Raw genomic sequence first — 21,008 nt, 5'->3', positions numbered from 1 at the left:
GGGAGATTGCGGATGGGGGGCGGCACGGGAGGAGGCAAACAGTGGGTCGTGCGCCTGGGGGAGGGGAAGAGGGCAGGGGGGGGGGGGGGTTCCGCCCCCTTCGGGGGGGGGGGCCCCCCACCGACGTCACCCGATCTCAGAAGGTGAGCTTCCAGCTGTCGATGTAACCGGTGTCGGACCGGTAGACGTCCTGCACCCGCAGCCGCCAGACGCCGTTGGCCGCCTTGGCGGAGGCGTTGACGGTGTACGTCGTGATGACGTTGTCCGCCGAGTCGCCGCTGCTGGAGTTCTTCAGCCGGAAGGCGGCTCCGTCCGGGGCCAGCAGATCGATCACCAGGTCACCGCGGTAGGTGTGCTTGATGTCCACACCCACCTGGAGGGCGGAGGGGGCGTTGCCGGTCCGTCCGGAGACGGTGATCGCGGAGGTGACGGCCGCACCGGCGTCCGGGATGGCGACGTCCGTGTCGTTGGTGAAGACCGTGCCCGCGGGCGGCTCGCCCGTGGAGCCCGCGGAGAGGGTCCAGATCGCGTGGGCGGCGGCGTCGCTGTTGCGGTCCAGGGCGGTGTCGTTGATGTTCGCCGTGGTGTCGCAGGAGGTGTGGTAGCAGCGGTCGAAGGCCTGGCCCGCCGTTCCGCCCCACTTCTGCGCCTGGGCCGCGGTCTTGGTCCGGCTGGCGCCGGTGAAGAGCCCGCCGACGGGGACGCCCGCCGCCTTGAACGGGGCGTGGTCGGAGCGGCCGTCGCCCTCGGTCTCGATCTCCGTGGGGACGTTCAGACCCGCGAAGTAGTCCTTGAAGGTCTTCTCGATGACCGGGTCGTCGTCGTAGACGAAGTAGCCCGCGTTCGGCGAGCCGATCATGTCGAAGTTGAGGTAGCCGGAGATCTTCGAGCGCTCGGCGGCCGGGAGGTTGTTGACGTAGTACTTGGAGCCGATCAGTCCCAGCTCCTCCGCTCCCCACCAGGCGAACCGCAGGTGCTTGTCGGGCTGGTACCCGGTGCGGGAGACGGCGAGGGCGGTCTCCAGGACGGCGGCCGAGCCGGAGGCGTTGTCGTTGATGCCGGCGCCGGAGGAGACGGAGTCCAGGTGGGCTCCGGCCATCACGACCTTGTTCGGGTCGCCGCCGGGCCAGTCGGCTATGAGGTTGTAGCCGACGGCTCCGCTGGTGGTGAACTGCTGGAGGGACGTGGTGTATCCGGCCGCGTCGAGCTTGGCCTTCACATAGTCGACGGACGCCTTGTAGCCGGGGCGGCCGTGGGCGCGGTTGCCGCCGTTGTTGGCGGCGATCGTCGAGAACTGGGTGAGGTGGCCCTTGACGTTGGCCAGCGGGATGTCCGGCGCGGCGACGACGGCCGCGGCCGACGTGGTGGACGCCGGGGCGGCGGCCTGCGCGGAAGGTGCGGCGGTGCCGATCAGGGCCGCGAGGGCCACGGCGGCGACGGCCGCCGGGGATCTGCGCAGGGTGAGGCGGTTCGGTCTCATGGTGGGGCTCCGGATTCCGTTCGGGGACTGACGGAACGTGCGGGGGGCACCCGGCCGCGTCGCACGTGTGGAACGTACGGCCGGGTCCTGGAGCTGGTGGTACGCACCGGGACCGGCCGCCCATGTCGGTGGGCGGCCGTGCGATGCGTGACCGATGGTCAATGAGGTGACAGTGTTCCGTCAAGAGCGGAAAGCGGACATGTCAGTTCCATTAACGAACACATATCGGTGTTTGGATGTGTTCAACCGGCCCTGATCAGGGCGGTGTTACGTACTTCCCCGGTGTTCCCCCGCACTCCCCGGCGCGCTACGGGCGCAGAGCGCGCAGCAGCAGGTCCGCGAGGTGGTCGGCGACCTGCTCGCGACTGAGCGGACCGTCCGGGCGGTACCAGGTGGAGAGGTGGTGGACCGAGCCGAAGTGGTAGTCCACCACCAGGTCGGCGGGGGTGGCGGCGGAGAAGACCCCGCTGCGCTGGCCCTCCTCGATCAGCGCCCGGAACCGCTCGTGGTAGCGGCGGCGCTCCACCCGCACCTGCTTGTTCTTCTCCGGGCTCAGGTGGTGCATGGAGCGGAAGAAGATCGCCGCGTCGTCCAGGTTGTCGATGGTCGTGACGACCACGTCGGCCGCCGCGTCGCGCAGCCGCTGCTCCACGGGGGCGTCGGCGTCCGCGAAGGCGTCGAGCCGCTCCTGCTGGAGCCGCAGCACCCGGGCGTAGACCTCCTGGAGCAGGTCCTCCTTGGAGCCGAAGTAGTGGTAGAGCGCCCCCTTGGTGACGCCCGCCGCCTCGACGATCTCCTGGACCGAGGTGCGGTCGTAGCCGCGTTCGGCGAAGAGCCGGGTGGCGGTGGCCAGCAGCCTCTGGGGGACGGGCGTGCCGTTCTGCTCCGTCGCCTTGGCCATGAGCCGCCACCTGCCTTTCGTACCGTGCGTTCGCTGTTTCGACGAGGTTCTAACGGGAGGAACGAAGTTCCCGCCTGAGGATCTTCCCACTCGTGGTCTTCGGCAGCTCGGTCAGGATCTCCACCTCGCGCGGGTACTTGTACGCGGCGAGCCTTTCCTTGCAGTACGTCCCCAGCTCGCCCGGTTCGACGGATGTGCCCGGACGCAGGCTGACATAGGCCCGTACGGTCTCCCCCCGGTACGCGTCGGGCACGCCCACGACCGCCGCCTCGCGCACCGCCGGGTGGGTGTACAGGACGTCCTCCACCTCGCGCGGCCAGACCTTGAAGCCGGAGGCGTTGATCATGTCCTTCTTGCGGTCGACGACATAGAGCCAGCCCGCCGCGTCCATGAACCCGATGTCCCCGGTGCGCAGCTCGCCGTCCGGGAAGGCGGCGGCCGTGGCCTCGGGGAGGTTCCAGTAGCCGAGGACGACCTGGGGGCCGCGCACCGCGATCTCGCCCTGTTCCCCGAAGGGCACCTCACGCCCCGCCTCGTCGAGGATCCTCACGACGGTGTCGGCGCCGGGCACACCGACGGAGAGGGTCCCGGATACCGGGTCCACCGGGGCCTCCCGCCCTGGCGGGACGGAGGCGCAGGGGGCGGTGCACTCGGTGAGGCCGTAGCCGTTGCGCAGATACGGGCCGAAGCGGGCGCGGAACCTCTCCACCAGCGCGGGCGGCAGCGGGGCGCCGCCGGAGGAGAGCTGCCGGAAGGAGGCGAAGTGGTCGGGGGTGGCGTCCGGGTGGGCGGCCAGGGCCATGAAGGCGGTGGCGGGGCCGATCGCGTAGGCGGGGCGGTGGGCGGCGAAGGCTTCGAGGACGACGCCCGGCTCGAAGCGGTGGGTCAGGACCAGAGTGCCCGCGTTGGCCGTACAGGCGGCGAACTGGCAGACCATGCCGGTGATGTGGAAGAGCGGGGCGAGCGCGAAGTAGACGGCCCCCTCGGGGACGGGCTGCCCCACGCGCTGCCGTTCGGCGTTGTACGCGATGTTGGCGTGGGAGTTCATGGCGCCCTTGGGGGTGCCGCTGGTCCCGGAGGTGTAGCTGATCAGCGCGGTGCCGTCGGCGACCGGCTCCCGGCCGTGCGGAGGTGCGTAGCCGGCACGGGCGACGGTCAGCAGATCGTCGGCCGGGTCGTCGGGGCCGGGGGCGGGAAGCCGCTCGAAGCCGAGGACCCGGGGGTCGTCCACGCTCTGGAGATCCCGCTCGCAGGCCGTGAGCGCGATGGTGAGGTCCGGGGCCGCGGCGGCCGTCTCCCTCAGGTAGGCCGCCCAGGCCCGGTCCGAGCAGACCAGCGCGGTGGCCCCGGCGTCGCTCAGCACGTGGCCCACCTCGCCGGAGCGGTACATCGGACTGAGCGGTACGACGGTGGCCCCGGCCTTCCACGCGCCGAGGAGCGCGAGGACGAAGTGCGGGCTGTTCTGGAGCATGACCGCGACCCGGTCGCCGCGCCGCAGGCCCCGGGCCGCGAGGTGCCCGGCCACCGAGTCGGAGAGCGCGTCCGTCTCCCGGTAGCTCAGGCGCCCGTCGAAGTAGGCGAGGGCCGTGCGGTCCGGGGCTCGGCCGACGGCGGCCCGGAAGGCGTGCAGCACGGTCGGGGGCGGGGTGATCGGGGCGCGCTGGGCCTCGCTGAGCAGGGCGAGCCAGGGCTTGGCCGCGTACCGCGAGGCGGCCTCGCCGGTCGTGTCGTTCATGCTCCGTCCGTCTCCTCCCACTGCCTCTGGAGCCGGTTCATCCCCCGCATCCAGCGGTCGGGGTCGGCGGCGCGCGCCTGGTAGTACCCGGCGACCTCGGGGTGCGGCAGGACCAGGAAGCGGTCGGACGCCATCGCGTCGAACAGGGCGTCCACGACGGCGTCCGGCTCGATGGCCCCGGGGGCGAGCACCAGCTCACCGGCCGAACCGGCGGCGGTGAGCATATCCGTCCGCACCCCCTGCGGGCAGATCGCGTGGACCTTGACGCCGCGGTGGCGGTAGGTGAGCGAGAGCCACTCCGCGAAGGCGACCGCCCCGTGCTTGGTGACGCTGTAGGGGGCGGCGCCGATCATCGTCAGCAGTCCGGCGGCGGAGGCCGTGGTGACGAACCGCCCGCTGCCGCGCTCCAGCCACTGCGGCACCAGGGCCCTGGCCGCACGGACATGGGCCATCACGTTGACGTCCCAGGCGGCGGCCCAGACCTCCTCGTCCGCGAACACGTCACCGGGCGAGGCGAGTCCGGCGTTGGCGCAGTAGATGTCCACCGTGCCCTCCAGCGCGTCCCGGGCTGCGTCCACGATGTCCGAGGCGTCCCCGGCGACGACCGTCCCGCCGATCTCCTTCGCGAGCGGTTCGACACGGGCGGGGTCGAGGTCGTTGACGACGACCCGCGCTCCCTGCTCGGCGAACCTGCGGGCCAGGGCGGCACCGATGCCGCCCGCGGCCCCCGTGACCACCACACCGGCACCCCGCAGCATGTCCGCCCCACCTGTGGTCATCGCCGTCCCACCTCTCCCGTACGCCTGCACTCCGGCCCGTCGACACCGGCAGACTAACCGGTCGGTATGTCATCGGAAAGGGCCCCGGAGCGGCGGACCGGCGCGGGCGGTCGCCACGGCCCGGGTCGTTCCCCGCGGCCCTCCGCCGCGCTAGCGTGCGTGGCCATGACAGTCGGCGCACGATCATGGAGGTAGCGGAATGCATCTGTCCCGACGTGGTGTGCTGGCGGCGGGCGGCGCCCTGGGAGCACTGGCGGCGACGGCGGCCGGCAGCACCCCCGCCGCCGCTTCGGCCGCTTCCGTACGGGGCCGGGGCCGCCCCCGGGTCCGTACCGGCTTCGACCGGCTGGCCGCCGACGGCTACCGGCTGCTGCGCGGCCAGAGAGCCGGAATCGTCACCAATCCGACCGGGGTCACCGCCGACGTACGGCACATCGTCGACGCGATGCACGAAGACGCCCGGGTGAACCTGACCGCCGTCTTCGGCCCCGAACACGGCTTCCGGGGCACCGCGCAGGCGGGCGGCTCGGAGGGGCGGTACGACGACCCGGCGACCGGGCTGCCGGTCTACGACACGTATCTCAAGAGCGGGCAGGAGCTCGCGGACGTCTTCACCGCGTCGGGCGTGGACACGGTGCTCTTCGACATCCAGGACGCGGGCGCGCGCTTCTACACGTACATCTGGACGCTGTACGACTGCATGGAGGCGGCCGCGCTCGCGGGCAAGCGGCTGGTGGTGCTGGACCGGCCCAACCCGGTGACCGGGCGGGCGGCGCTGGGGCCGGTGCTGGACCCGGCGTTCGCCACGTTCGTCGGCCGCCGGGAGATCGCCCAGGCGCACGGGATGACGGTGGCGGAGCTGGCGCTGCTCTTCAACGCGGAGTTCCTGCACGAGAACCCGGTGCGGCTGGAGGTGGTGACGATGTCGGGGTGGCGGCGATCGGACTTCTTCGACGAGACCGGGCTGCCGTGGGTGCCGCCGAGCCCGAACATGCCGACGCCGGAGACGGCCCTCGTCTACTCCGGCACCTGTCTCTTCGAGGGCACCAACCTCTCCGAGGGCCGGGGCACCACGCGCCCCTTCGAACTGCTGGGCGCGGAAGGCATCGACCGCCACTGGGCCGCCGCCGCCAACGCGCTGCGGCTGCCCGGGGTCGCCTTCCGGGAGGCGTACTTCGCGCCGACGTTCTCCAAGTTCCAGGGGAAGACGGTGGGCGGGGTGCAGGTGCACGTCCGGGACCGGGAGGTCTTCGACCCGGTCCGCACGGGCATCGCCCTGCTGGTGACGGCGAAGCGGACGTGGAGCGGGTTCGCCTGGCGCCCGGACAACTGGATCGACAAGCTCACGGGGAACACCAGGGTCCGCACCATGATCGACGCGGGGGCGGACACGGACGCGGTGGTGGCCGCGTGGCAGGAGGACCTGACGGCGTTCCGGGCGCAGCGGCGGAGGTATCTGCGGTACGGGGGGTAGTGCGGGCGGGGCGGTCCGGGGCGGGGGTGGCGCGGACCGGGGACGGTAGGGGCGGGCGCGGGGCGGGGCGACCGGGACGCCGTCGAGCCGCGCGCCGAGCTGGAACGTAGGGGCGGGCGCGGGGCGGGGTGCTCCTTCGGGAGGCACCGCGCCCCGGCCGGTCCCGGCCCGTCTCAGCCCGTGAGGTCCAGGTCGCCGAGGTTCTCGCCGTCCGCGGTCAGGCCGTGCTTGCGGTAGCCGAGCTTGAGGTAGAACTCCTCCGGGCCGCCCTCCCCCGGGTGCCAGGTCACCGTCGACACCGTCCCGCCGCGTCGGCGGATCTCCTCGTTCACCGCGCCCACCGCGAACCGTCCGTATCCCCGCCCCTGCTCACCGGCGGCAACGGCCAGCCGCCAGAGGCCGGAGCGCGGCGGGGCGTCCGGCAGATCCGCGTCGTAGTCGAACGGGACGCCGAAGAAGGCCATCACGAAGCCCACGACCCGGTCCCCGTCACAGATCAGCCGGGGCCAGGCGATCTCGGGGTGCACATAGGCCTCGGCCAACGACTGCGCGACCGGCGAGACGAACTTCCGCTGTTCGGGAGCGACTTCCAGGCGACAGGCTTCGAGGACCGTGTCGGGTGTGACCTTTTCCAGGCGGGGGGATGCTGCTGTCATACGCGCAGCCAACCTCACCCCTCCGAGCAGCGCCATTGACTTTCCCCACCCGCCCCGGCACCGCGGTGCGCCCTCTCACCACCGTCCGCGCGCCCTTCCGCTTCCGTCCGTGGCACCCGTCCGACATGGGGAGTCTCAGCCAATGGACGGTTTCCATCTTTCGATGGAGCCGAAACGGGCAGGCGTACGTCCACTCGTTGACGCCGATGGACGAACGACGGAGGTGGCAGTGGCATGGCCGGTTTCCGGAGTCTTGCGAGACAGGTCCGCGATCCACGGAGCGATCTGGCGCTGCGGCGGTACTCGCTGCGCAAGTGCCTGGAGAGGTTCGCCCCCTACGGACACCGGGCGACCTGGGACCATCTGTGCGCCCGGCACGGGATCGATCCCGAGGACCGGGCCCCCGATCCGGCGCGGCTGCTGGCCGCCCTGGAGGAGCTGGAGGAGGCGCGGGCCATCTGGCTCGCCTACGAGGCGGGGTTCGCGGAGCGGCGGCGGCGCGAGAAACACGAGGGCCTGCGGCGGCCGGGCGCGTTCGACGACTGGCACCGCCGGACGTGGGGCGGCCACGGGGTGGCTCGCTGCGCCGACCCGGAGGTCCACCCCGGCGAGCCGCTGGCCGAGGTGCTGCGCCGGCTGATCACGGCGCTGGGCTCGGGCCCCGGCTCCGCCTGCCCGGTCTGCGCGGACACCGGGATCGAGTGGCGCGAGGTGCCGGAGCGCGGGCGGGAGGCGTGGTCGGGTCCGGTGTGCACGGGGTGCGGGATCGCGGTGCCGCGGCCGGTGCTGACGGAGCACTCGCTGGCCAGGGCCAGGCTGGTACGGCACCGGAGGCTCACGGCGGCGGCGTAGGAGGCCTGGGCTCGGGCCTGTCGCCGGCTTTCGGACTCGTTGCCGCCTGCGCCCGCTGCCGGTTCACCGGCTGCCGGCTGCTCCAGACCTGTTGCCGGTCCCGGCCTGTCGCCGACTCGGACCCGTTGTCAGTGGCGGGTGTCACCATCGGGGACATGATCCAGGTCTGCCTGAACGGCCGCCGTGGTGCGGACGCCTCGGCCGCCGTGCCCCTGTCCCCCGAAGCGCTGGCCCGGTCGGCGGCCGAGGCCGTCGCCGCCGGGGCCACCGACATCCATGTGCATCCGCGGACCCCTTGCGGGCAGGACACGCTCTCGCCCCGGGTGGTGGCCGCGACGCTGACGGCGATACGGGCGGCGGTGCGCGTCCCGGTCGGGGTGACGACGGGCGCCTGGGCCGAGCCGGATCCGCGGCGCCGGGCGGAGCGGGTGCGGGAGTGGACGGTCCTGCCCGACCACGCCTCGGTCAACTGGCACGAACCGGGCGCCGAGGAGGTGGCCGCCGCGCTGCTGGAGCGGGGCGTGGGCGTGGAGGCCGGGCTCTGGTCGGGCACGGAGGGGCACCGCCTCTTCCGCCGCTCCCCACTGGCACCCCGGGTCCTGCGGGTGCTGGCCGAGGTGACCGACACCGATCCGGCGACGGCGACCGGTTCCGCCCGGCTGCTCCTGGCGGAGGTGGGCGCCGCCCACGGCCGCCCGGTGCTGCTGCACGGAGAGGAGGACGGGGCCTGGCCGGTGGCCGCGCTGGCCGTCCGGCTCGGCCTCGGGGTGCGGATCGGCGCGGAGGACGTGACGGTGCTCCCGGACGGCCGCCCGGCCCGCTCGAACGCGGAGCTGGTCGCCGCGGCGGTGCGGTTACGACAGAAGGGCGCCCTGCCGGGCAGGCCCTAAGGGCGGTCCTCCGCCGGGTCCTGCCTGCGCTCGGGCATCAGGCGGGAGCCGGTGATCCGTTCGCCGGTGATGTCGTCGGGGTTGGAGAGGACGCAGGTCTCCAGTGACAGGCAGCCGCAGCCGATGCAGTCGGTCAGATGGTCGCGCAGCCGGTGCAACTGCTTGATGCGCTCGTCCAGTTCCTGGCGCCAGGTCTCGGAGAGGCGGGCCCAGTCGTCCCGGTTCGGCGTGCGCTCCTCGGGCAGCGAGGCGAGGGCGTCCCGGATCGTGGCCAGCGGGATGCCGACGCGCTGGGCGGCCCGTACGAAGGCGACGCGGCGCAGCGCGTCACGCGAGTAGCGGCGCTGGTTGCCACTGGTGCGGCGGCTGCTGATCAGGCCCTTGGACTCGTAGAAGTGCAGAGCGGAGACCGCGGCGCCGCTGCGCGCCGAGAGCTGGCCGACCGAGAGTTCGTGGAGTGTCTGCGGAAGCTGGGGCACCCCTCAAACCTACTGCCATGTCGTTGACAGGAACGCGCCGCGCCAGGATGCTGAGCAAGCGCTTGGACATCTCGCACCGCAGAGTGCGGCACGCCGGAAGGCAGGGACCGGGAACATGGCAGAGCCGAAGATCTTCACGTCCGCGCAGGAGCTGCTCGACGGAGTGGGCGGGCAACTGGGCCACAGCGACTGGCTGGAGGTGGACCAGAAGCGGATCGACCTGTTCGCCGAGGCGACCGGCGACCACCAGTGGATCCATGTGGACCCGGAGCGCGCGGCGTCCGGGCCGTTCGGCACGACCATCGCGCACGGCTATCTGACGCTCTCGCTGCTGCCCGCGCTGGTTCCGCAGGTGATGCGGGTCGAGAACATGAAGATGGGCATCAACTACGGGGCCAACAAGGTCCGTTTCCCCTCCCCCGTCCCGGTCGGCTCCCGGCTGCGGGCCACGGCGGTGCTGACGAACGTCGAGGAGGCCGGGGGCGGCGTGCAGGTCACGGCCCTGGTCACGGTCGAGCGCGAGGGCGGCGACAAGCCGGCGTGCGTGGCCGAGTCGGTGTCGCGCTACTACTTCTGATCGGCTACTTCGGAGCGGCGCCGGGGCCCTGGGGCTTGTGCGGGGCCCCGACCATGCGCAGGACGAGGTCGGCGTAGAGCGCGCCGACCTCGTCGGGCGTGCGGCTGCCCTGGGCGTTGAACCAGCGGGCCACGTCGATGCAGAGGGAGAGCACGGCGAGGGTGGTGCCGGGGACGTCCGGGACGTCGAACTCCCCCGCCCGCACGCCCTCGCTGATGATCCTGCGCACCACCGCGTCGCTCCGGCGGCGCAGCTCGACGATCTCGGTACGGTGTTCGGGGCCGAGGGCGTCCAGCTCGTACTGGACGACGCGGGCGGTGGTGTGGCGCTCCGCGTGCCAGCGGACGAAGGACCGTACGGCTCCGGCGAGCCGCTCGGCGGCGGTGCCGTCCCGGTCGGCCTCGGCCTCCAGGAGGTACAGCGCCCGGTCGTGGCCGATCTTGCTGATCCGGTGGAGCAGCTCTTCCTTCGTCTTGTAGTGGATGTAGAGCGCGGCCGGGCTCATCCCGGCCCGGCCGGCGATGTCGCGGGTGGTGGTCGCGTGGTAGCCGCGCTCGGCGAAGGCGTCGACCGCGGCGACGAGGAGCCGCCTGGCCGCCTCGGGCGTGACCTCGCCCCAGGCCGCGTCCTCGGCGCTCGTCTCCTCCGGCGTACTCATCGCCCGGTGCCCCTCTCCGTCAACAGGACGAACACCATACCCCGAAGCTGAGCAAGCGCTTAGGGGCGTCTCGGGGGCCGGTCGGGTTTCAGAGCTTCTGGAAGGGGTCGTGCTCGGCGAGGATCTTCTCCAGCCGGGCCTGGTCGACCCGGCTGACGATCTGCCCGGCCTCCTGCCGGTCCCGGATCACCTTGGCGAGGGTGAAGCAGGAGGTGACGAGGTAGAGCACGCCGATGGCGAGGAAGCCGCGCACCCAGGCATCGGCGTCGAGGAAGAAGATACCGAGGGCCACCGCGCCCATCGCCACCAGGAAGGAGGCGACGGCCTGGCCGTAGAAGGCGGCGGTGCTCTGCTGCTTGACCGTTGTCGTGTCACTCATGGGCCCAGCATCCGCCGACGTGGCGCACGCCACATCCGCGCCCGTACTCATGCGGATACTCAGACAGGCGTACGAGCCGTGGCGGCCGGTGCGGGTGGGCTCAGAACGCCGAGACTCCCGTCAGCGCGCGGCCGATGATCAGCTTCTGGATCTGACTGGTGCCCTCGTAGAGCGTCATCACGCGGGCGTCGCGCAGGAGCTTGCCGACCGGGTACTCGTCGATGTAGCCGTAGCCGCCGAAGACCTGGAGGGCGTTGTTGGCGCAGCGGACGGCGGCCTCGGAGGCGTACAGCTTGGCCTGGGAGGCGGCGGTGGCGAACTCCTGGCCCCGGTCGATCAGGTCGGCGACCCGCCAGGTGAGCAGCCTGGCCGCCTCGACGTCCACGGATATGTCGCTGAGCAGCTCCTGCACGAGCTGGTGGCCCGCGATGCCCTTGCCGAACTGCTCGCGCTCCCCCGCGTACCGTACGGCGGCGTCCAGGGCGGCCTGGGCGATGCCGACACAGCCGGCCGCGACCGACATCCGCCCCTTGGCGAGGGCCGACATGGCGACGGTGAACCCCTTGCCCTCGGGGCCGAGGAGGGCGGTGGCGGGGACCCGGACGTCCTCCAGGACCAGTTCGGCGGTGGCCTGGCCGCGCAGTCCGAGCTTGCCGTGGATGGTGCGGCGGGTGAGGCCGGGGGTGTCGGCGGGGATGAGGAAGGCGGAGACGCCGCGGTGGCCGGGGCTGTCGTTCGTCCGCGCGAAGAGCAGGACGACATCGGCCCAGGTGCCGTTGGTGATGAACATCTTGGTGCCGTTGATGACGTAGTCTCCCCCGCTCTCGGCTCCGCTCGAGCGGGAGGTGCCCCCTCCGACGCGCACGGCCCGGGTGGTGAGGTTTCCGGCGTCCGAGCCGGTGCCGGGTTCGGTGAGGCCGAAGCAGCCGATCGCCTCGCCGGAGGTGAGCCGGGGCAGCCACTGCCGTTTCTGCTCCTCGTCCCCCCAGGAGGCGACGGTCTTGGCGACCAGGCCGAGCGAGACGGAGACGATCCCCCTCACCGAGGAGTCGCCGCGGCCCAGCTCCTCGGTGACCAGGCAATACGTGAGGTGGTCGCCGCCGGAGCCGCCGTACTCCTCGGGGACGGTCAGGCCGAGGAAGCCGAGCGCGCCGAGCTTCTCCACGATCGACCTGTCGACGTTCTCGGCCCGGTCCCAGGCGACGACGTGCGGCGTGACCTCCCGGGCCACGAACTCCTCGGCCAGCCGTCGGACGGCCTCCTGCTCCTTGCTGAGTTCCAGGTTCACGGCGGCCCGCCCCATCTCTCGTAGAGCACTTAATTAGCACTGCTAGTTTCTGGTTCGCAGCGCCTACTATGAGCCGCATGGCCCGACCGCGCAAGCCCCTCCTGAGCAGAGACCGCATCGTCGAGGCGGCGAGCGCGCTCGTGGACGCCGAAGGGCTGGACGCCGTCTCCACGCGGCGGCTGGCATCCGCCCTGGGGGTCAGCGGGCCCTCGCTCTACAACCACTTCCGCAACAAGGACGAGATCCTCGACGCGGTCGCCGACGCCGTCTCCGTACAGGTCGATCTGTCGATGTTCGAGGAGTCGGACCCGCGCGACTGGCGGGAGGCCCTGCACGACTGGGCCCTCTCCTACCGAGCCGCCCTCGCCGCGCACCCGCACATCGTCCCGGTCCTCGCCCGGGGCCCGGGCCGCCGTCCGGCCGGGCTGCGGGTCGCGGACGCGGTGTTCGGGGCGATGGTGGGGGCGGGGTGGCCGCCGGCGCAGGCGACGCGGATCGGGGCGCTGATGCGGTACTTCATCACCGGGTCGGCGCTGGGGTCCTTCGCCGGGGGCTTCGTCGACGACGAGAGCGCGTACGACCCGGCGGACTACCCGCACCTGGGCCAGGCGCACCTCCTGGCCGAGCGGCGGCGGGCGGTGGACGAGGGGGCGTTCGAGGTGGGGTTGCGGGCACTGCTGGACGGATTGGCGCTCCAGTTCGAGGAGTACGCGCGGCCCACGGACACGGTTCGGCGGGCGCCGAACCGTCCTTGACGCACCCTGGGCCCATGAGCCGTTCACCGCGCCCGGCGGGCCGTCCGACCAGGGCCCGCCGGCGCGTCACGCCGCGTCGGCCGCCCTGCTCGCGGACGGGACCCGCGCGGACGCCTCGGCATCCGGGTCACCGAGGCGATGACCGTACGGGGGCTGCTACGGCAGGACACCGGGTTCGCGCCGACGGAGGCGGGGCCCGGCTGGTTCGACCCGCTCGGCATCCCCTTGGACCGCGCCTGAGCTGCCCGTCCGGCGCGCCTGCGGCCGGGACCGGCGCCCACCCCGTCCTCTCCCGCGCCGCCTGCTGCTGGGCATGGGCATCTCGTTCTCCGGTGCCGTCGTCGTCGGCCTCGCGATGTCCGGGCACGGCGGCTCGTCCGTGCTGGGCGTGGCGCTCTGCCTGCTGGCCGCGGTGGTGTACGCGCTGGGGGTGGTGAGCCAGAAGCCGGCGCTCGCGTACGGTTCCTCGCTCCAGATCAGCACCCTCGGCTGCCTGATCGGCGCCGCGGCATGCCTCCCGTTGACCGGCGTACTGATCTCGGAGGCGGCCGAAGCGCCGCTGCCGGCCACGCTGAACATGGTCTACCTGGGCGTCTTCCCGACCGCGCCCGCCTTCACCACCTGGGGTTACGCACTGGCCCGGACGACGGCGGGCCGGATGGGCGCCACCACGTACGCGGTCCCGGCGCTGGTGGTGCTCATGGCGTGGGTGCTGCTGGACGAGGTGCCGACCCCGCTGGGTGTCCTCGGCGGGCTGCTCTGCCTGGTCGGGGTGGCGGTCTCGCGCAGGCGTCAGCAGACTGGGGCCCAGAGGTGGAAGTCCGGCCGGGCCGGTGGAGGGAACCGTCATGACGCGGAGCACCAGAGCGTACGGCAACCGTAACGGCGGCAGGAAGAAGGCGGACGGCGAGGAGGCCGCGCGGGCGGCGCGCCACGGGGGCCCGTATCTCGACGGCTTCAAGGTGGCAGACAGCGGTGACGACGACCCGGTCCTGGTGGAGCCGGACGGCCATGCCCGGGACGCCTGGCGGGAGGACTACCCGTACGAGCACAAGCTCCAGCGCCGCGACTACGAGAGGGCCAAGCGCGCCCTCCAGATCGAGCTGCTGAAGCTCCAGCACTGGGTGAAGGAGCGCGACGAGCGGCTGGTGATCCTCTTCGAGGGGCGGGACGCGGCCGGCAAGGGCGGCACGATCAAGCGGTTCACCGAACACCTCAACCCCCGCGGGGCCCGCATCGTGGCGCTGGAGAAGCCCACCGAGCGCGAGCGCACCCAGTGGTACTTCCAGCGGTACGTGGCGCACTTGCCGAGCGCCGGGGAGATCGTGCTGTTCGACCGCTCCTGGTACAACCGGGCCGGGGTGGAGCGGGTCATGGGGTTCTGCACGACCCGTGAGTACCTGGAGTTCATGCACCAGGCGCCGGGGTTCGAGCGGATGCTCGCCCGGGACGGCATCCACCTGGTGAAGTTCTGGTTCTCCGTCTCGCGCAACGAGCAGCGCAACCGGTTCATGATCCGGCAGATCGATCCCGTGCGGCGGTGGAAGCTGAGCCCCGTCGACCTGGCCTCACTGGACAAGTGGGACGAGTACACCGAGGCCAAGGAGCTGATGCTGTTCCACACCGACACGGCCGACGCGCCGTGGACGGTGGTGAAGAGCAACGACAAGAAGCGGGCCCGGTTGGAGGCGATGCGCCATGTGCTGGACCGCTTCGACTACCCGGGCAAGGACCCCGAGGTGGTCGGGGTGCCGGACCCGCTGATCGTGGGCCCGGCCTCCCGGCTGTTCGAGCAGGGCGAGATGGACGCCCGGCTGCTGGGGCCGGTCGCCTCGACCTCCCGCACGACGGACTACTGAGGGCTGTCCCAGACAGCCCTGAGGACTCAGAACACCACCAGCGCCCGGCCGCCCCTGCCCGCGACCATGGTGTCGAACGCGGCCGGGATGGCGTCCAGGCCGATGCGTTCGGTGACCATCATCGACAGGTCGAACCGGCCCGCGCGGATGTGGTCCGCCAGGGCCGGCAGATCGCGGGCCGGGTCGCTGTTGCCGTAGACGCAGCCCGTCAGGGACCGGCCCCAGTGGAAGATCTCCAGGGCGTTGAAGGTGACCTCCTGGTCCTTGCCGCCGATCCCGACGACCGTCGCACGGCCGCCGCGCCGGGTGGACTCCCACGCGGCCCGGATGGTCGCGGGGCGGCCGACGCATTCCACGGCCACGTCCGTGCCCTGGCCGCCGGTGAGCTTGCGGATCTCGCGCGGGGTGGTGGCGGAGGCGATGACGTAGTCGGTGGCACCGGCCTGCCGGGCCAGCTCCTCCTTGGCCGGGGAGACGTCGACCGCGATGATCCGGGAGGCGCCCGCGATCCGGGCCGCCTGGAGGACGGCGAGGCCGACACCGCCGATCCCGAAGACGACCACGCTCTCGCCCTCGCGGACCCTGGCGCTGTGGTGGATGGCCCCGTAGCCGGTGAGTACCGCGCAGCCCAGGAGGGCGGCGTCGGTGAGGGGGATGCCGTCGGGGGCGGGGAGCACGCAGTTCGCGGCGACCACGGTCTCCTGCGCGAAGGCCGCCACGTTGAGGCCGGGGTGGAGTTCGGTGCCGTCGGCCGTACGGGCGTGGAGGTCGGCGGTCCCCTTCAGCGCGTCGGCGCAGAGCCAGACCTCCCCGATCCCGCAGTGGAAGCAGGCACCGCAGGAGGGCGCCCAGTTGAGGACCACGCCGTCTCCGGGCGCGACATGCGTGACGCCGTCCCCGACCGCCAGGACCGTACCCGCGCCCTCGTGGCCGAGGACGGCGGGCACCGGGACCCGCATGGTGCCGTTGGACAGGGACAGGTCGGAGTGGCAGACCCCGGCGGCGGCGAGCGCGATGCGCACCTGGCCGGGGCCGGGCTCCGGCAGGACGATGTCGGTGATCTCCAGCGGAGCTCCGACGGCGGGCAGTACGGCGGCGCGGACCACGAACAGGCTCCTTACACAGGAAGGGAGTTACGGGGGTCAGAACTGGAGCGACTTGGTCTGGAGGTACTCCGCCAGACCGTGCGGCCCCAGCTCGCGCCCCACGCCCGACTGCTTGTAACCGCCGAAGGGGGCCAGCGGGTTGAACCGGCCGCCGTTGATGTCGACCTGCCCGGTCTCCATCCGGCGGGCGAAGGCCACCGCCTCCTCGTCGTCGGCCGCCCACACGGCTCCCGCGAGCCCGTACACCGTGCCGTTGGCGATCCGGAGGGCGTCCTCCACGTCCTCGTACCGGAGGATCGAGACCACCGGGCCGAAGATCTCCTCCTGGGCGATGGCCATGTCCGGGGTGACGTCCGCGAAGACGGTGGGGCTGACGTAGTAGCCGGTCTCCAGCGGGGCGTCGGGGCCTCCGGCGACCAGCCGGGCGCCCTCCTCCATCCCCGTGCGGATGTAACCGGTCACCCTGGCCTGCTGCTTGGCGTTGACGAGCGGGCCGACGCGCTCCCCGGGGACGTACTTGCCAACGGCCTCGGCCGCGAGCGTCACGGCCTCCTCGTACCGGTCGGCGTCGACCAGCATCCGGGTCCACGCGCTGCACGTCTGCCCGGAGTTGGACATCACGTTGGCGACGCCCACGTTGACCGCCCGGGCGAGATCGGCACCGGGCAGGATCACGTTGGCGGACTTGCCGCCCAGTTCGAGGGCGACGCGCTTGACCGCCGCTCCGGCGGTGGCGCCGATCTGCTTGCCGACGGCGGTCGAGCCGGTGAACGAGACCAGGTCGACACCCTCGTGCGCGGCGAGCGCCTGCCCGGCGACCGGGCCGAGGCCGGTGACCAGGTTGAAGACCCCGGGCGGCAGCCCGGCGGCCTCGGTGGCCTCGGCGAAGAGCTGGGCGGTGAGCGGGGTGTCCTCGGCCGGCTTGAGGACGACCGTGCAGCCGGCGGCGAGCGCGGGGGCCACCTTGGCGACGATCTGGTGGAGCGGGTAGTTCCAGGGGGTGATCGCGCCGACGACCCCGACCGGCTCCAGCAGGACGGTGGAGGTGCCGATCCTCTCCTCGAAGGCGTACGAGGCGGCCAGTTCGGCGTAGGAGGCGGCGACCAGCACCGGCAGGCCCGCGTGGACCGTCTGCGAGAGCGGCAGCGGCGAGCCCAGCTCGGCGGTGATCGTCTCGGCCAGCTCGTCCTTGCGGGCCGCGAGCGCGTCGCTCAGCGCGGAGAGCCGGGCGGCGCGCTCGCCGGGCGGGGTGGCGGCCCAGCCGGGGAACGCGGCGCGCGCGGCCTGGACGGCCGCGTCGACGTCCTCGGCGGTGCCCGCCGGGACGTGGCCGATGGTCTGCTCGTCGGCCGGATTCACGACGGCGATCGCGTCCTGGCCGACGGCGGGCCGCCACGCGCCGCCGATGTACATCTGGTCATGGGCCTTCATGGCTGAGTCCTCCCGGACGGGCTGTGCCGACGCCGACGCCGAGTACGGGGCGTACGGTCCCGACCGCCCAAACTAGCGCCGTTAGTTTTCCGGCGCCAGGGAGCCGCCGGAGACGCCCGTCACGCCGGGAGGCAGACGCCCCCGGCGCGCCCCGGCCCGCGAGCCCTCGGCCGGTAGGCCCGTCACGCGCTGCGATCCAGGGGCACGTTGCGCTCACGTGCGGGATCGGGCGCGGGCGGTACGCGCGGCGGCGGGGCGACCGCGCGGACCGCCGCCGGGACGAGGAGCGCGAGGGCCGTCGCATGAGTGGTGCCGGAGGGCGTCCGGGGATGCGGGGCACCAGATCGCGCCGAACAGGACGGTGTCAGTCGGACGGGGTGACGGTGACGGGGATGGCGTTGAGCACCGCCGTCCCCGAGAGCGGGTCCAGGAGGGTGCCGTCGAGCAGCTGGTTCACGTTCGCCCCAGGGGTGGCGGCGGCCACGGCCATCCGGGTGCCGGGGCGGCTGTGGCCCCAGCCGTGCGGGAGGCTCACCACTCCGCTCCGTACGGTGTCCGTGATCTCGGCCGGTGCCTCGATCCCGCCGCCCGCCGACTCGATCCGTACGGTCGCCCCGTCCGCGACCCCGAGCCGGGTCGCGTCGTCGGGGTGGATCTGGAGGGTGCAGACGTTGGAACCGCCGCCGAGCGAACCGACGTTGTGCATCCAGCTGTTGTTGGAGCGCAGATGGCGGCGGCCGACGAGGACGAGCGGGGCGGGCCGGCCGTCCAGCGCCCGGCGCAGGCGCGGCAGATCGGCGGCGACCGGCGCGGGAAGCAGCTCGATGCGGCCGGAGCGGGTGCGCAGGAGCTCCGGGAGGCGGGGCTTCAGCGGGCCGAGGTCGATGCCGTGCGGGTGGGCGATGAGTTCCTCCAGCGTCAGTCCGTACGGGCCGAGCCGGAGCATGAGGTCGAGGCGGCGTTCCGGGCCGGTGCGGCCGGTGAGTTCGCCGGCCAGCTCCTTCGGGGCGCCCGCCCTGGTGATCGCGGTGGTGATGGCGAGGTCGTCGACGGCGGAGGGCGGGGCGCCGTGCATCCCGCTCACCGCGAGGATCAGCCGGGCGTGGATCTCGCTCTCGTCCATCCGCCCGTCCTCCAGAGGCACCGGGGCGGGGGTGTAGCGGACCTGGTTGTGCACGGCGAAGGAGTTGAACGCGAAGTCGAAGTGGGCGCTCTGCGAGGGTGGCGGCGGGGGCAGGACGACATCGGCGTGGCGGGAGGTCTCGTTCAGGTACGGATCGACGCTGACCATGAAGTCGAGGTGACCCGCGAGCGCCGCGTCGAGCCGGTCGCCGTCGGGGGCGGAGAGGACGGGGTTGGCGGCGAGCACGATCAGGGCGCGGATACGGCCCTCGCCGGGTGTCTCGATCTCCTCCGCCAGTGCGGCGGTGGGGAGTTCGCCCTTGGCCTCGGGGTGGCCGGAGACGCGGCTCGCCCAGCGGCCGAGGGCGAAGCCCTTGCCGGGGGTGGGGCCCTTGCCGGGAGCCGCCGGGCGGCGCGCGCGGGCCGTCGCGGAGAGGGGGAACAGCGCGCCGCCGGGGCGGTCGAGGTTGCCGGTGAGGATGTTCAGGACGTCCACCAGCCAGCTGGCGAGGGTCCCGTGCTCGACGGTGCAGCTGCCGATCCGCCCGTAGACGGCGGCGGTGGGGGCGGCGGCCAGTTCGCGGGCGAGCGCGGTGATGACGGCCGCGTCCACGTCGCAGGCGGCGGCGACCGCGTCCGGGGTGAAGTCGGCCAGGGCGACGGCGAGTTCGTCCAGGCCCTCCAGGTGCCCGGCGAGCGCCCCCGGGTCCACGAGCTTCTCCGCGAAGAGCACCTGGGCCATCGCGGCGAGCAACAGCGCGTCGGCACCCGGCCGGATCGCCACGTGCCGGTCGGCGAGACGGGCGGTACGGGTGCGGCGCGGGTCGATCACGGTGAGCGTGCCGCCGCGTCGGCGCAGCGCCTTGAGGCGGCCGGGGAAGTCGGGGGCGGTGCAGAGGCTGCCGTTGGACTCCAGCGGGTTGGCGCCGATCAGGAGGAGGTGGTCGGTGCGGTCGAGGTCCGGTACGGGGATGGCGTTCGCGTCACCGAAGAGCAGGCCGCTGGAGACGTGCTTGGGCATCTGGTCCAGGGTGCTGGCCGTGAAGACGTTCCGGGTGCGCAGGGCGGCCAGCAGCAGGGGCGGGTAGAGGGCGCCCGCCATGGTGTGGACGTTGGGGTTGCCGAGCACCACGCCGACGGCCTGCGGGCCGTGCGCCTCGGCCAGGGCCGGTATCCGGGCGGCGATCCGGTCGAACGCCTCGCTCCAGGTGGCCTCCCGCAGCTGCCCGTCCCCGTCCCGTACGAGCGGGACCCGCAGCCGGTCCGGGTCGGCGTCGAGCCCGCCGAAGGACGCCCCCTTGGGGCAGATGAAACCCCGGCTGAAGACGTCGTCGCGGTCGCCCCGCGCTCCGGTGACGGCGGTCCCCTCGATGGTGAGGGTGAGGCCGCAGGTGGCTTCGCAGAGGGGGCAGATACGGGGTGCGGTACGGGTACCGGTTCCTGTTCCGGCTCCGGTTCCTGTTCCTGTACGGGATGCGTGGGACATGGGCCCTCCCCGGGCGGCGGCGCGCGTACGACGGTGTCGGCACGGCGAGCATACCGACCGGTACGCATGACGGGGAGGTGCCGGGGGACCGGGGTTGAACCGGGGCCGGGACCACGGAGGTTCCCCCGCCCGCGCCCCGGTCGTCCTCAGTCCAGGATCTGCGCGAGGTACGCCCGTACCAGCGTCCGGGTCTCCGCCACGAGCGCCGGGTCCCCCTCCGGGTCCGTGCGGAAGGCGAGCTGGAGCAGGGCGTCGGCGGCCTCGACGCTGACCAGGATGACCCGCAGCAGCTCAGGCCCGGGTTCGCGGTCGAGGTGCCCGGAGAGGAGTTCGGCGAGGCGGCCCGCCAGGCGCCGGTTGGCGTCGTCCGCCGGGCCCTCCGCGGGCGACGGCGGCCCGAAGTCGACCAGGGCGAACCCGGGCACGGTCCGCTTCATCTCCAGGTACTCGTCCAGCACCGCGTCGATGGCGCCGCGCCAGTCCCCGGCGGGCACGGATTCGAGCCGGGCCGTGATGCGCTCGGCGTACAGCTCCAGGTTCCGCAGCGCGAGGGCGTCGACGAGGGCCCTCTTGTTGGAGAAGAAGCGGTAGACGGAGCCGATGGGCACCTCGGCGCGCAGGGCGACGTCACGGGTGGAGAGCTGTTCGTAGCCGGTCTCGTCGAGCAGTCCGGCGCAGGCGTCGAGTATCCGGGCGAGCCGGTCGGCGCTGCGCTGCTGCACGGGGGCGCGGCGGAGGTTCGGGTTCGGGTGGGGCACGGACCCATGATGCCGTGGGCCCCCACGGCCCGGGGGTCGGACCTCCCCGTACTCGCCCGTACACACGTGCCGGACCTCCCCGCAGCCGCCCGTCCGCACGCGCCCGGACCTTTTGCACCCGCCCGCACCCACGCACCGGACCCGCCCGCACCCGCGTCCACCGAACCTCCCTGCCCCGCGCGAGTGGCCCCCGCCCCCGACGCCGGGCCCTCTCCGCCCGCATACGCCCCGAATGGCGTGATCCCTGCCGTTGACGTGCCCGCCCCTTATTCCTACGGTGTCCCATAGGATTCGTTGTCCGGCGGATCCACGGGCTTCATCGGCATCGGGAGTGCGGGATGAG

General features: G+C 72.9%; 19 protein-coding genes and 1 pseudogene. 7 read left to right on the top strand and 13 right to left on the bottom strand.

What is annotated here, in order from left to right; translation table 11 throughout:
- Positions 1-136 precede the first annotated feature (136 nt).
- The 4 genes from AC0682_RS00550 to AC0682_RS00535 all read right to left on the bottom strand — a co-directional run bounded on the left by AC0682_RS00550 (position 137) and on the right by AC0682_RS00535 (position 4,895).
- Entirely contained in the window at positions 137-1,480 is a 1,344-nt protein-coding gene (locus tag AC0682_RS00550) for a M28 family metallopeptidase (protein WP_478530249.1), read from the bottom strand.
- A gap of 307 nt (positions 1,481-1,787) precedes the next feature.
- On the bottom strand, positions 1,788-2,381 hold the full coding sequence (locus AC0682_RS00545) for a TetR/AcrR family transcriptional regulator (RefSeq protein ID WP_254812902.1): 594 nt from the start codon (positions 2,379-2,381) through the stop codon (positions 1,788-1,790).
- A gap of 49 nt (positions 2,382-2,430) precedes the next feature.
- Positions 2,431-4,116: a class I adenylate-forming enzyme family protein gene (locus AC0682_RS00540; protein WP_478530247.1), complete on the bottom strand. Its 1,686-nt coding sequence runs from the start codon at positions 4,114-4,116 to the stop codon at positions 2,431-2,433.
- Positions 4,113-4,895, bottom strand: a complete 783-nt coding sequence (locus AC0682_RS00535; protein WP_478530245.1) for an SDR family oxidoreductase — start codon at positions 4,893-4,895, stop codon at positions 4,113-4,115. The genes AC0682_RS00540 and AC0682_RS00535 overlap by 4 nt, the downstream gene beginning before the upstream one ends.
- A 199-nt stretch (positions 4,896-5,094) precedes the next feature.
- On the opposite strand from AC0682_RS00535, the gene AC0682_RS00530 reads away from it, so the two are divergent.
- Entirely contained in the window at positions 5,095-6,369 is a 1,275-nt protein-coding gene (locus tag AC0682_RS00530; protein WP_478530244.1) for an exo-beta-N-acetylmuramidase NamZ family protein, read from the top strand.
- A 173-nt stretch (positions 6,370-6,542) separates the two neighbouring features.
- Here the strand turns inward: AC0682_RS00530 and AC0682_RS00525 are convergent, their stop codons facing one another.
- Complete coding sequence (locus AC0682_RS00525) at positions 6,543-7,025, bottom strand: GNAT family N-acetyltransferase (protein ID WP_478530242.1); 483 nt, start codon at positions 7,023-7,025, stop codon at positions 6,543-6,545.
- Positions 7,026-7,259: 234 nt separating this feature from the next.
- On the opposite strand from AC0682_RS00525, the gene AC0682_RS00520 reads away from it, so the two are divergent.
- Both AC0682_RS00520 and AC0682_RS00515 read left to right on the top strand, forming a co-directional pair.
- Positions 7,260-7,877 carry a hypothetical protein gene (locus AC0682_RS00520; protein WP_478530240.1) on the top strand — a complete coding sequence of 206 codons (618 nt, stop codon included), beginning with the start codon at positions 7,260-7,262 and terminating at the stop codon, positions 7,875-7,877.
- A gap of 155 nt (positions 7,878-8,032) precedes the next feature.
- Positions 8,033-8,767 (top strand): 3-keto-5-aminohexanoate cleavage protein, encoded by a 735-nt coding sequence (locus AC0682_RS00515; RefSeq protein WP_478530238.1) that lies wholly within the window; start codon positions 8,033-8,035, stop codon positions 8,765-8,767.
- Here AC0682_RS00515 and soxR read toward each other — a convergent pair.
- Complete coding sequence (gene soxR, locus AC0682_RS00510; RefSeq protein WP_478530236.1) at positions 8,764-9,246, bottom strand: redox-sensitive transcriptional activator SoxR; 483 nt, start codon at positions 9,244-9,246, stop codon at positions 8,764-8,766. The genes AC0682_RS00515 and soxR overlap by 4 nt on opposite strands.
- A gap of 115 nt (positions 9,247-9,361) precedes the next feature.
- On the opposite strand from soxR, the gene AC0682_RS00505 reads away from it, so the two are divergent.
- Positions 9,362-9,823, top strand: coding sequence for a MaoC family dehydratase (locus tag AC0682_RS00505; RefSeq protein ID WP_478530235.1), 462 nt, complete (start codon positions 9,362-9,364; stop codon positions 9,821-9,823).
- 4 nt (positions 9,824-9,827) lie between these two features.
- Here the strand turns inward: AC0682_RS00505 and AC0682_RS00500 are convergent, their stop codons facing one another.
- The 3 genes from AC0682_RS00500 to AC0682_RS00490 all read right to left on the bottom strand — a co-directional run bounded on the left by AC0682_RS00500 (position 9,828) and on the right by AC0682_RS00490 (position 12,148).
- The gene (locus AC0682_RS00500; protein ID WP_478530233.1) at positions 9,828-10,481 is read right to left on the bottom strand and encodes a TetR/AcrR family transcriptional regulator; all 654 of its coding nucleotides are present in this window, start codon (positions 10,479-10,481) and stop codon (positions 9,828-9,830) included.
- An 88-nt stretch (positions 10,482-10,569) separates the two neighbouring features.
- Positions 10,570-10,860, bottom strand: coding sequence for a YiaA/YiaB family inner membrane protein (locus AC0682_RS00495; protein WP_019763967.1), 291 nt, complete (start codon positions 10,858-10,860; stop codon positions 10,570-10,572).
- A gap of 100 nt (positions 10,861-10,960) precedes the next feature.
- Complete coding sequence (locus AC0682_RS00490) at positions 10,961-12,148, bottom strand: acyl-CoA dehydrogenase family protein (protein WP_478530231.1); 1,188 nt, start codon at positions 12,146-12,148, stop codon at positions 10,961-10,963.
- Positions 12,149-12,225: 77 nt separating this feature from the next.
- Here AC0682_RS00490 and AC0682_RS00485 point away from each other — a divergent pair, with 77 nt between their 5' ends.
- The 3 genes and pseudogenes from AC0682_RS00485 (at position 12,226) to ppk2 (ending at position 14,762) form a co-directional block, all read left to right on the top strand.
- The gene (locus tag AC0682_RS00485; RefSeq protein ID WP_478530229.1) at positions 12,226-12,903 is read left to right on the top strand and encodes a TetR/AcrR family transcriptional regulator; all 678 of its coding nucleotides are present in this window, start codon (positions 12,226-12,228) and stop codon (positions 12,901-12,903) included.
- A gap of 289 nt (positions 12,904-13,192) precedes the next feature.
- A pseudogene (locus tag AC0682_RS00480) lies at positions 13,193-13,786 on the top strand (DMT family transporter); the annotation flags it as partial.
- Positions 13,752-14,762 carry a polyphosphate kinase 2 gene (gene ppk2, locus AC0682_RS00475; protein ID WP_478530227.1) on the top strand — a complete coding sequence of 337 codons (1,011 nt, stop codon included), beginning with the start codon at positions 13,752-13,754 and terminating at the stop codon, positions 14,760-14,762. The pseudogene AC0682_RS00480 and the gene ppk2, both read left to right, overlap by 35 nt.
- 26 nt (positions 14,763-14,788) lie before the next feature.
- On the opposite strand, the gene AC0682_RS00470 is transcribed toward ppk2, so the two are convergent.
- The 4 genes from AC0682_RS00470 to AC0682_RS00455 all read right to left on the bottom strand — a co-directional run bounded on the left by AC0682_RS00470 (position 14,789) and on the right by AC0682_RS00455 (position 20,665).
- Entirely contained in the window at positions 14,789-15,868 is a 1,080-nt protein-coding gene (locus tag AC0682_RS00470) for a Zn-dependent alcohol dehydrogenase (protein WP_478530225.1), read from the bottom strand.
- 36 nt (positions 15,869-15,904) lie between these two features.
- Positions 15,905-17,299, bottom strand: coding sequence for an aldehyde dehydrogenase family protein (locus AC0682_RS00465; RefSeq protein WP_478530223.1), 1,395 nt, complete (start codon positions 17,297-17,299; stop codon positions 15,905-15,907).
- A gap of 364 nt (positions 17,300-17,663) precedes the next feature.
- The gene (locus AC0682_RS00460; protein WP_478530221.1) at positions 17,664-19,907 is read right to left on the bottom strand and encodes a molybdopterin-dependent oxidoreductase; all 2,244 of its coding nucleotides are present in this window, start codon (positions 19,905-19,907) and stop codon (positions 17,664-17,666) included.
- Positions 19,908-20,053: 146 nt separating this feature from the next.
- Positions 20,054-20,665, bottom strand: coding sequence for a TetR/AcrR family transcriptional regulator (locus AC0682_RS00455; protein WP_478530219.1), 612 nt, complete (start codon positions 20,663-20,665; stop codon positions 20,054-20,056).
- Positions 20,666-21,008 lie beyond the last annotated feature (343 nt).

Source organism: Streptomyces sp. NPDC043746 (genome assembly GCF_056436485.1).
This window is presented reverse-complemented; position numbering and strand designations above follow the sequence as displayed.

What these genes read in the sequence shown, in the direction of transcription:
- AC0682_RS00550 (WP_478530249.1), bottom strand. Translation starts at nt 1,480, where the DNA reads ATGAGACCGAACCGCCTCACCCTGCGCAGATCCCCGGCGGCCGTCGCC.
- AC0682_RS00545 (WP_254812902.1), bottom strand. Translation starts at nt 2,381, where the DNA reads ATGGCCAAGGCGACGGAGCAGAACGGCACGCCCGTCCCCCAGAGGCTG.
- AC0682_RS00540 (WP_478530247.1), bottom strand. Translation starts at nt 4,116, where the DNA reads ATGAACGACACGACCGGCGAGGCCGCCTCGCGGTACGCGGCCAAGCCC.
- AC0682_RS00535 (WP_478530245.1), bottom strand. Translation starts at nt 4,895, where the DNA reads ATGACCACAGGTGGGGCGGACATGCTGCGGGGTGCCGGTGTGGTGGTC.
- AC0682_RS00530 (WP_478530244.1), top strand. Translation starts at nt 5,095, where the DNA reads ATGCATCTGTCCCGACGTGGTGTGCTGGCGGCGGGCGGCGCCCTGGGA.
- AC0682_RS00525 (WP_478530242.1), bottom strand. Translation starts at nt 7,025, where the DNA reads ATGACAGCAGCATCCCCCCGCCTGGAAAAGGTCACACCCGACACGGTC.
- AC0682_RS00520 (WP_478530240.1), top strand. Translation starts at nt 7,260, where the DNA reads ATGGCCGGTTTCCGGAGTCTTGCGAGACAGGTCCGCGATCCACGGAGC.
- AC0682_RS00515 (WP_478530238.1), top strand. Translation starts at nt 8,033, where the DNA reads ATGATCCAGGTCTGCCTGAACGGCCGCCGTGGTGCGGACGCCTCGGCC.
- AC0682_RS00505 (WP_478530235.1), top strand. Translation starts at nt 9,362, where the DNA reads ATGGCAGAGCCGAAGATCTTCACGTCCGCGCAGGAGCTGCTCGACGGA.
- AC0682_RS00500 (WP_478530233.1), bottom strand. Translation starts at nt 10,481, where the DNA reads ATGAGTACGCCGGAGGAGACGAGCGCCGAGGACGCGGCCTGGGGCGAG.
- AC0682_RS00495 (WP_019763967.1), bottom strand. Translation starts at nt 10,860, where the DNA reads ATGAGTGACACGACAACGGTCAAGCAGCAGAGCACCGCCGCCTTCTAC.
- AC0682_RS00485 (WP_478530229.1), top strand. Translation starts at nt 12,226, where the DNA reads ATGGCCCGACCGCGCAAGCCCCTCCTGAGCAGAGACCGCATCGTCGAG.
- ppk2 (WP_478530227.1), top strand. Translation starts at nt 13,752, where the DNA reads ATGACGCGGAGCACCAGAGCGTACGGCAACCGTAACGGCGGCAGGAAG.
- AC0682_RS00465 (WP_478530223.1), bottom strand. Translation starts at nt 17,299, where the DNA reads ATGAAGGCCCATGACCAGATGTACATCGGCGGCGCGTGGCGGCCCGCC.
- AC0682_RS00460 (WP_478530221.1), bottom strand. Translation starts at nt 19,907, where the DNA reads ATGTCCCACGCATCCCGTACAGGAACAGGAACCGGAGCCGGAACAGGA.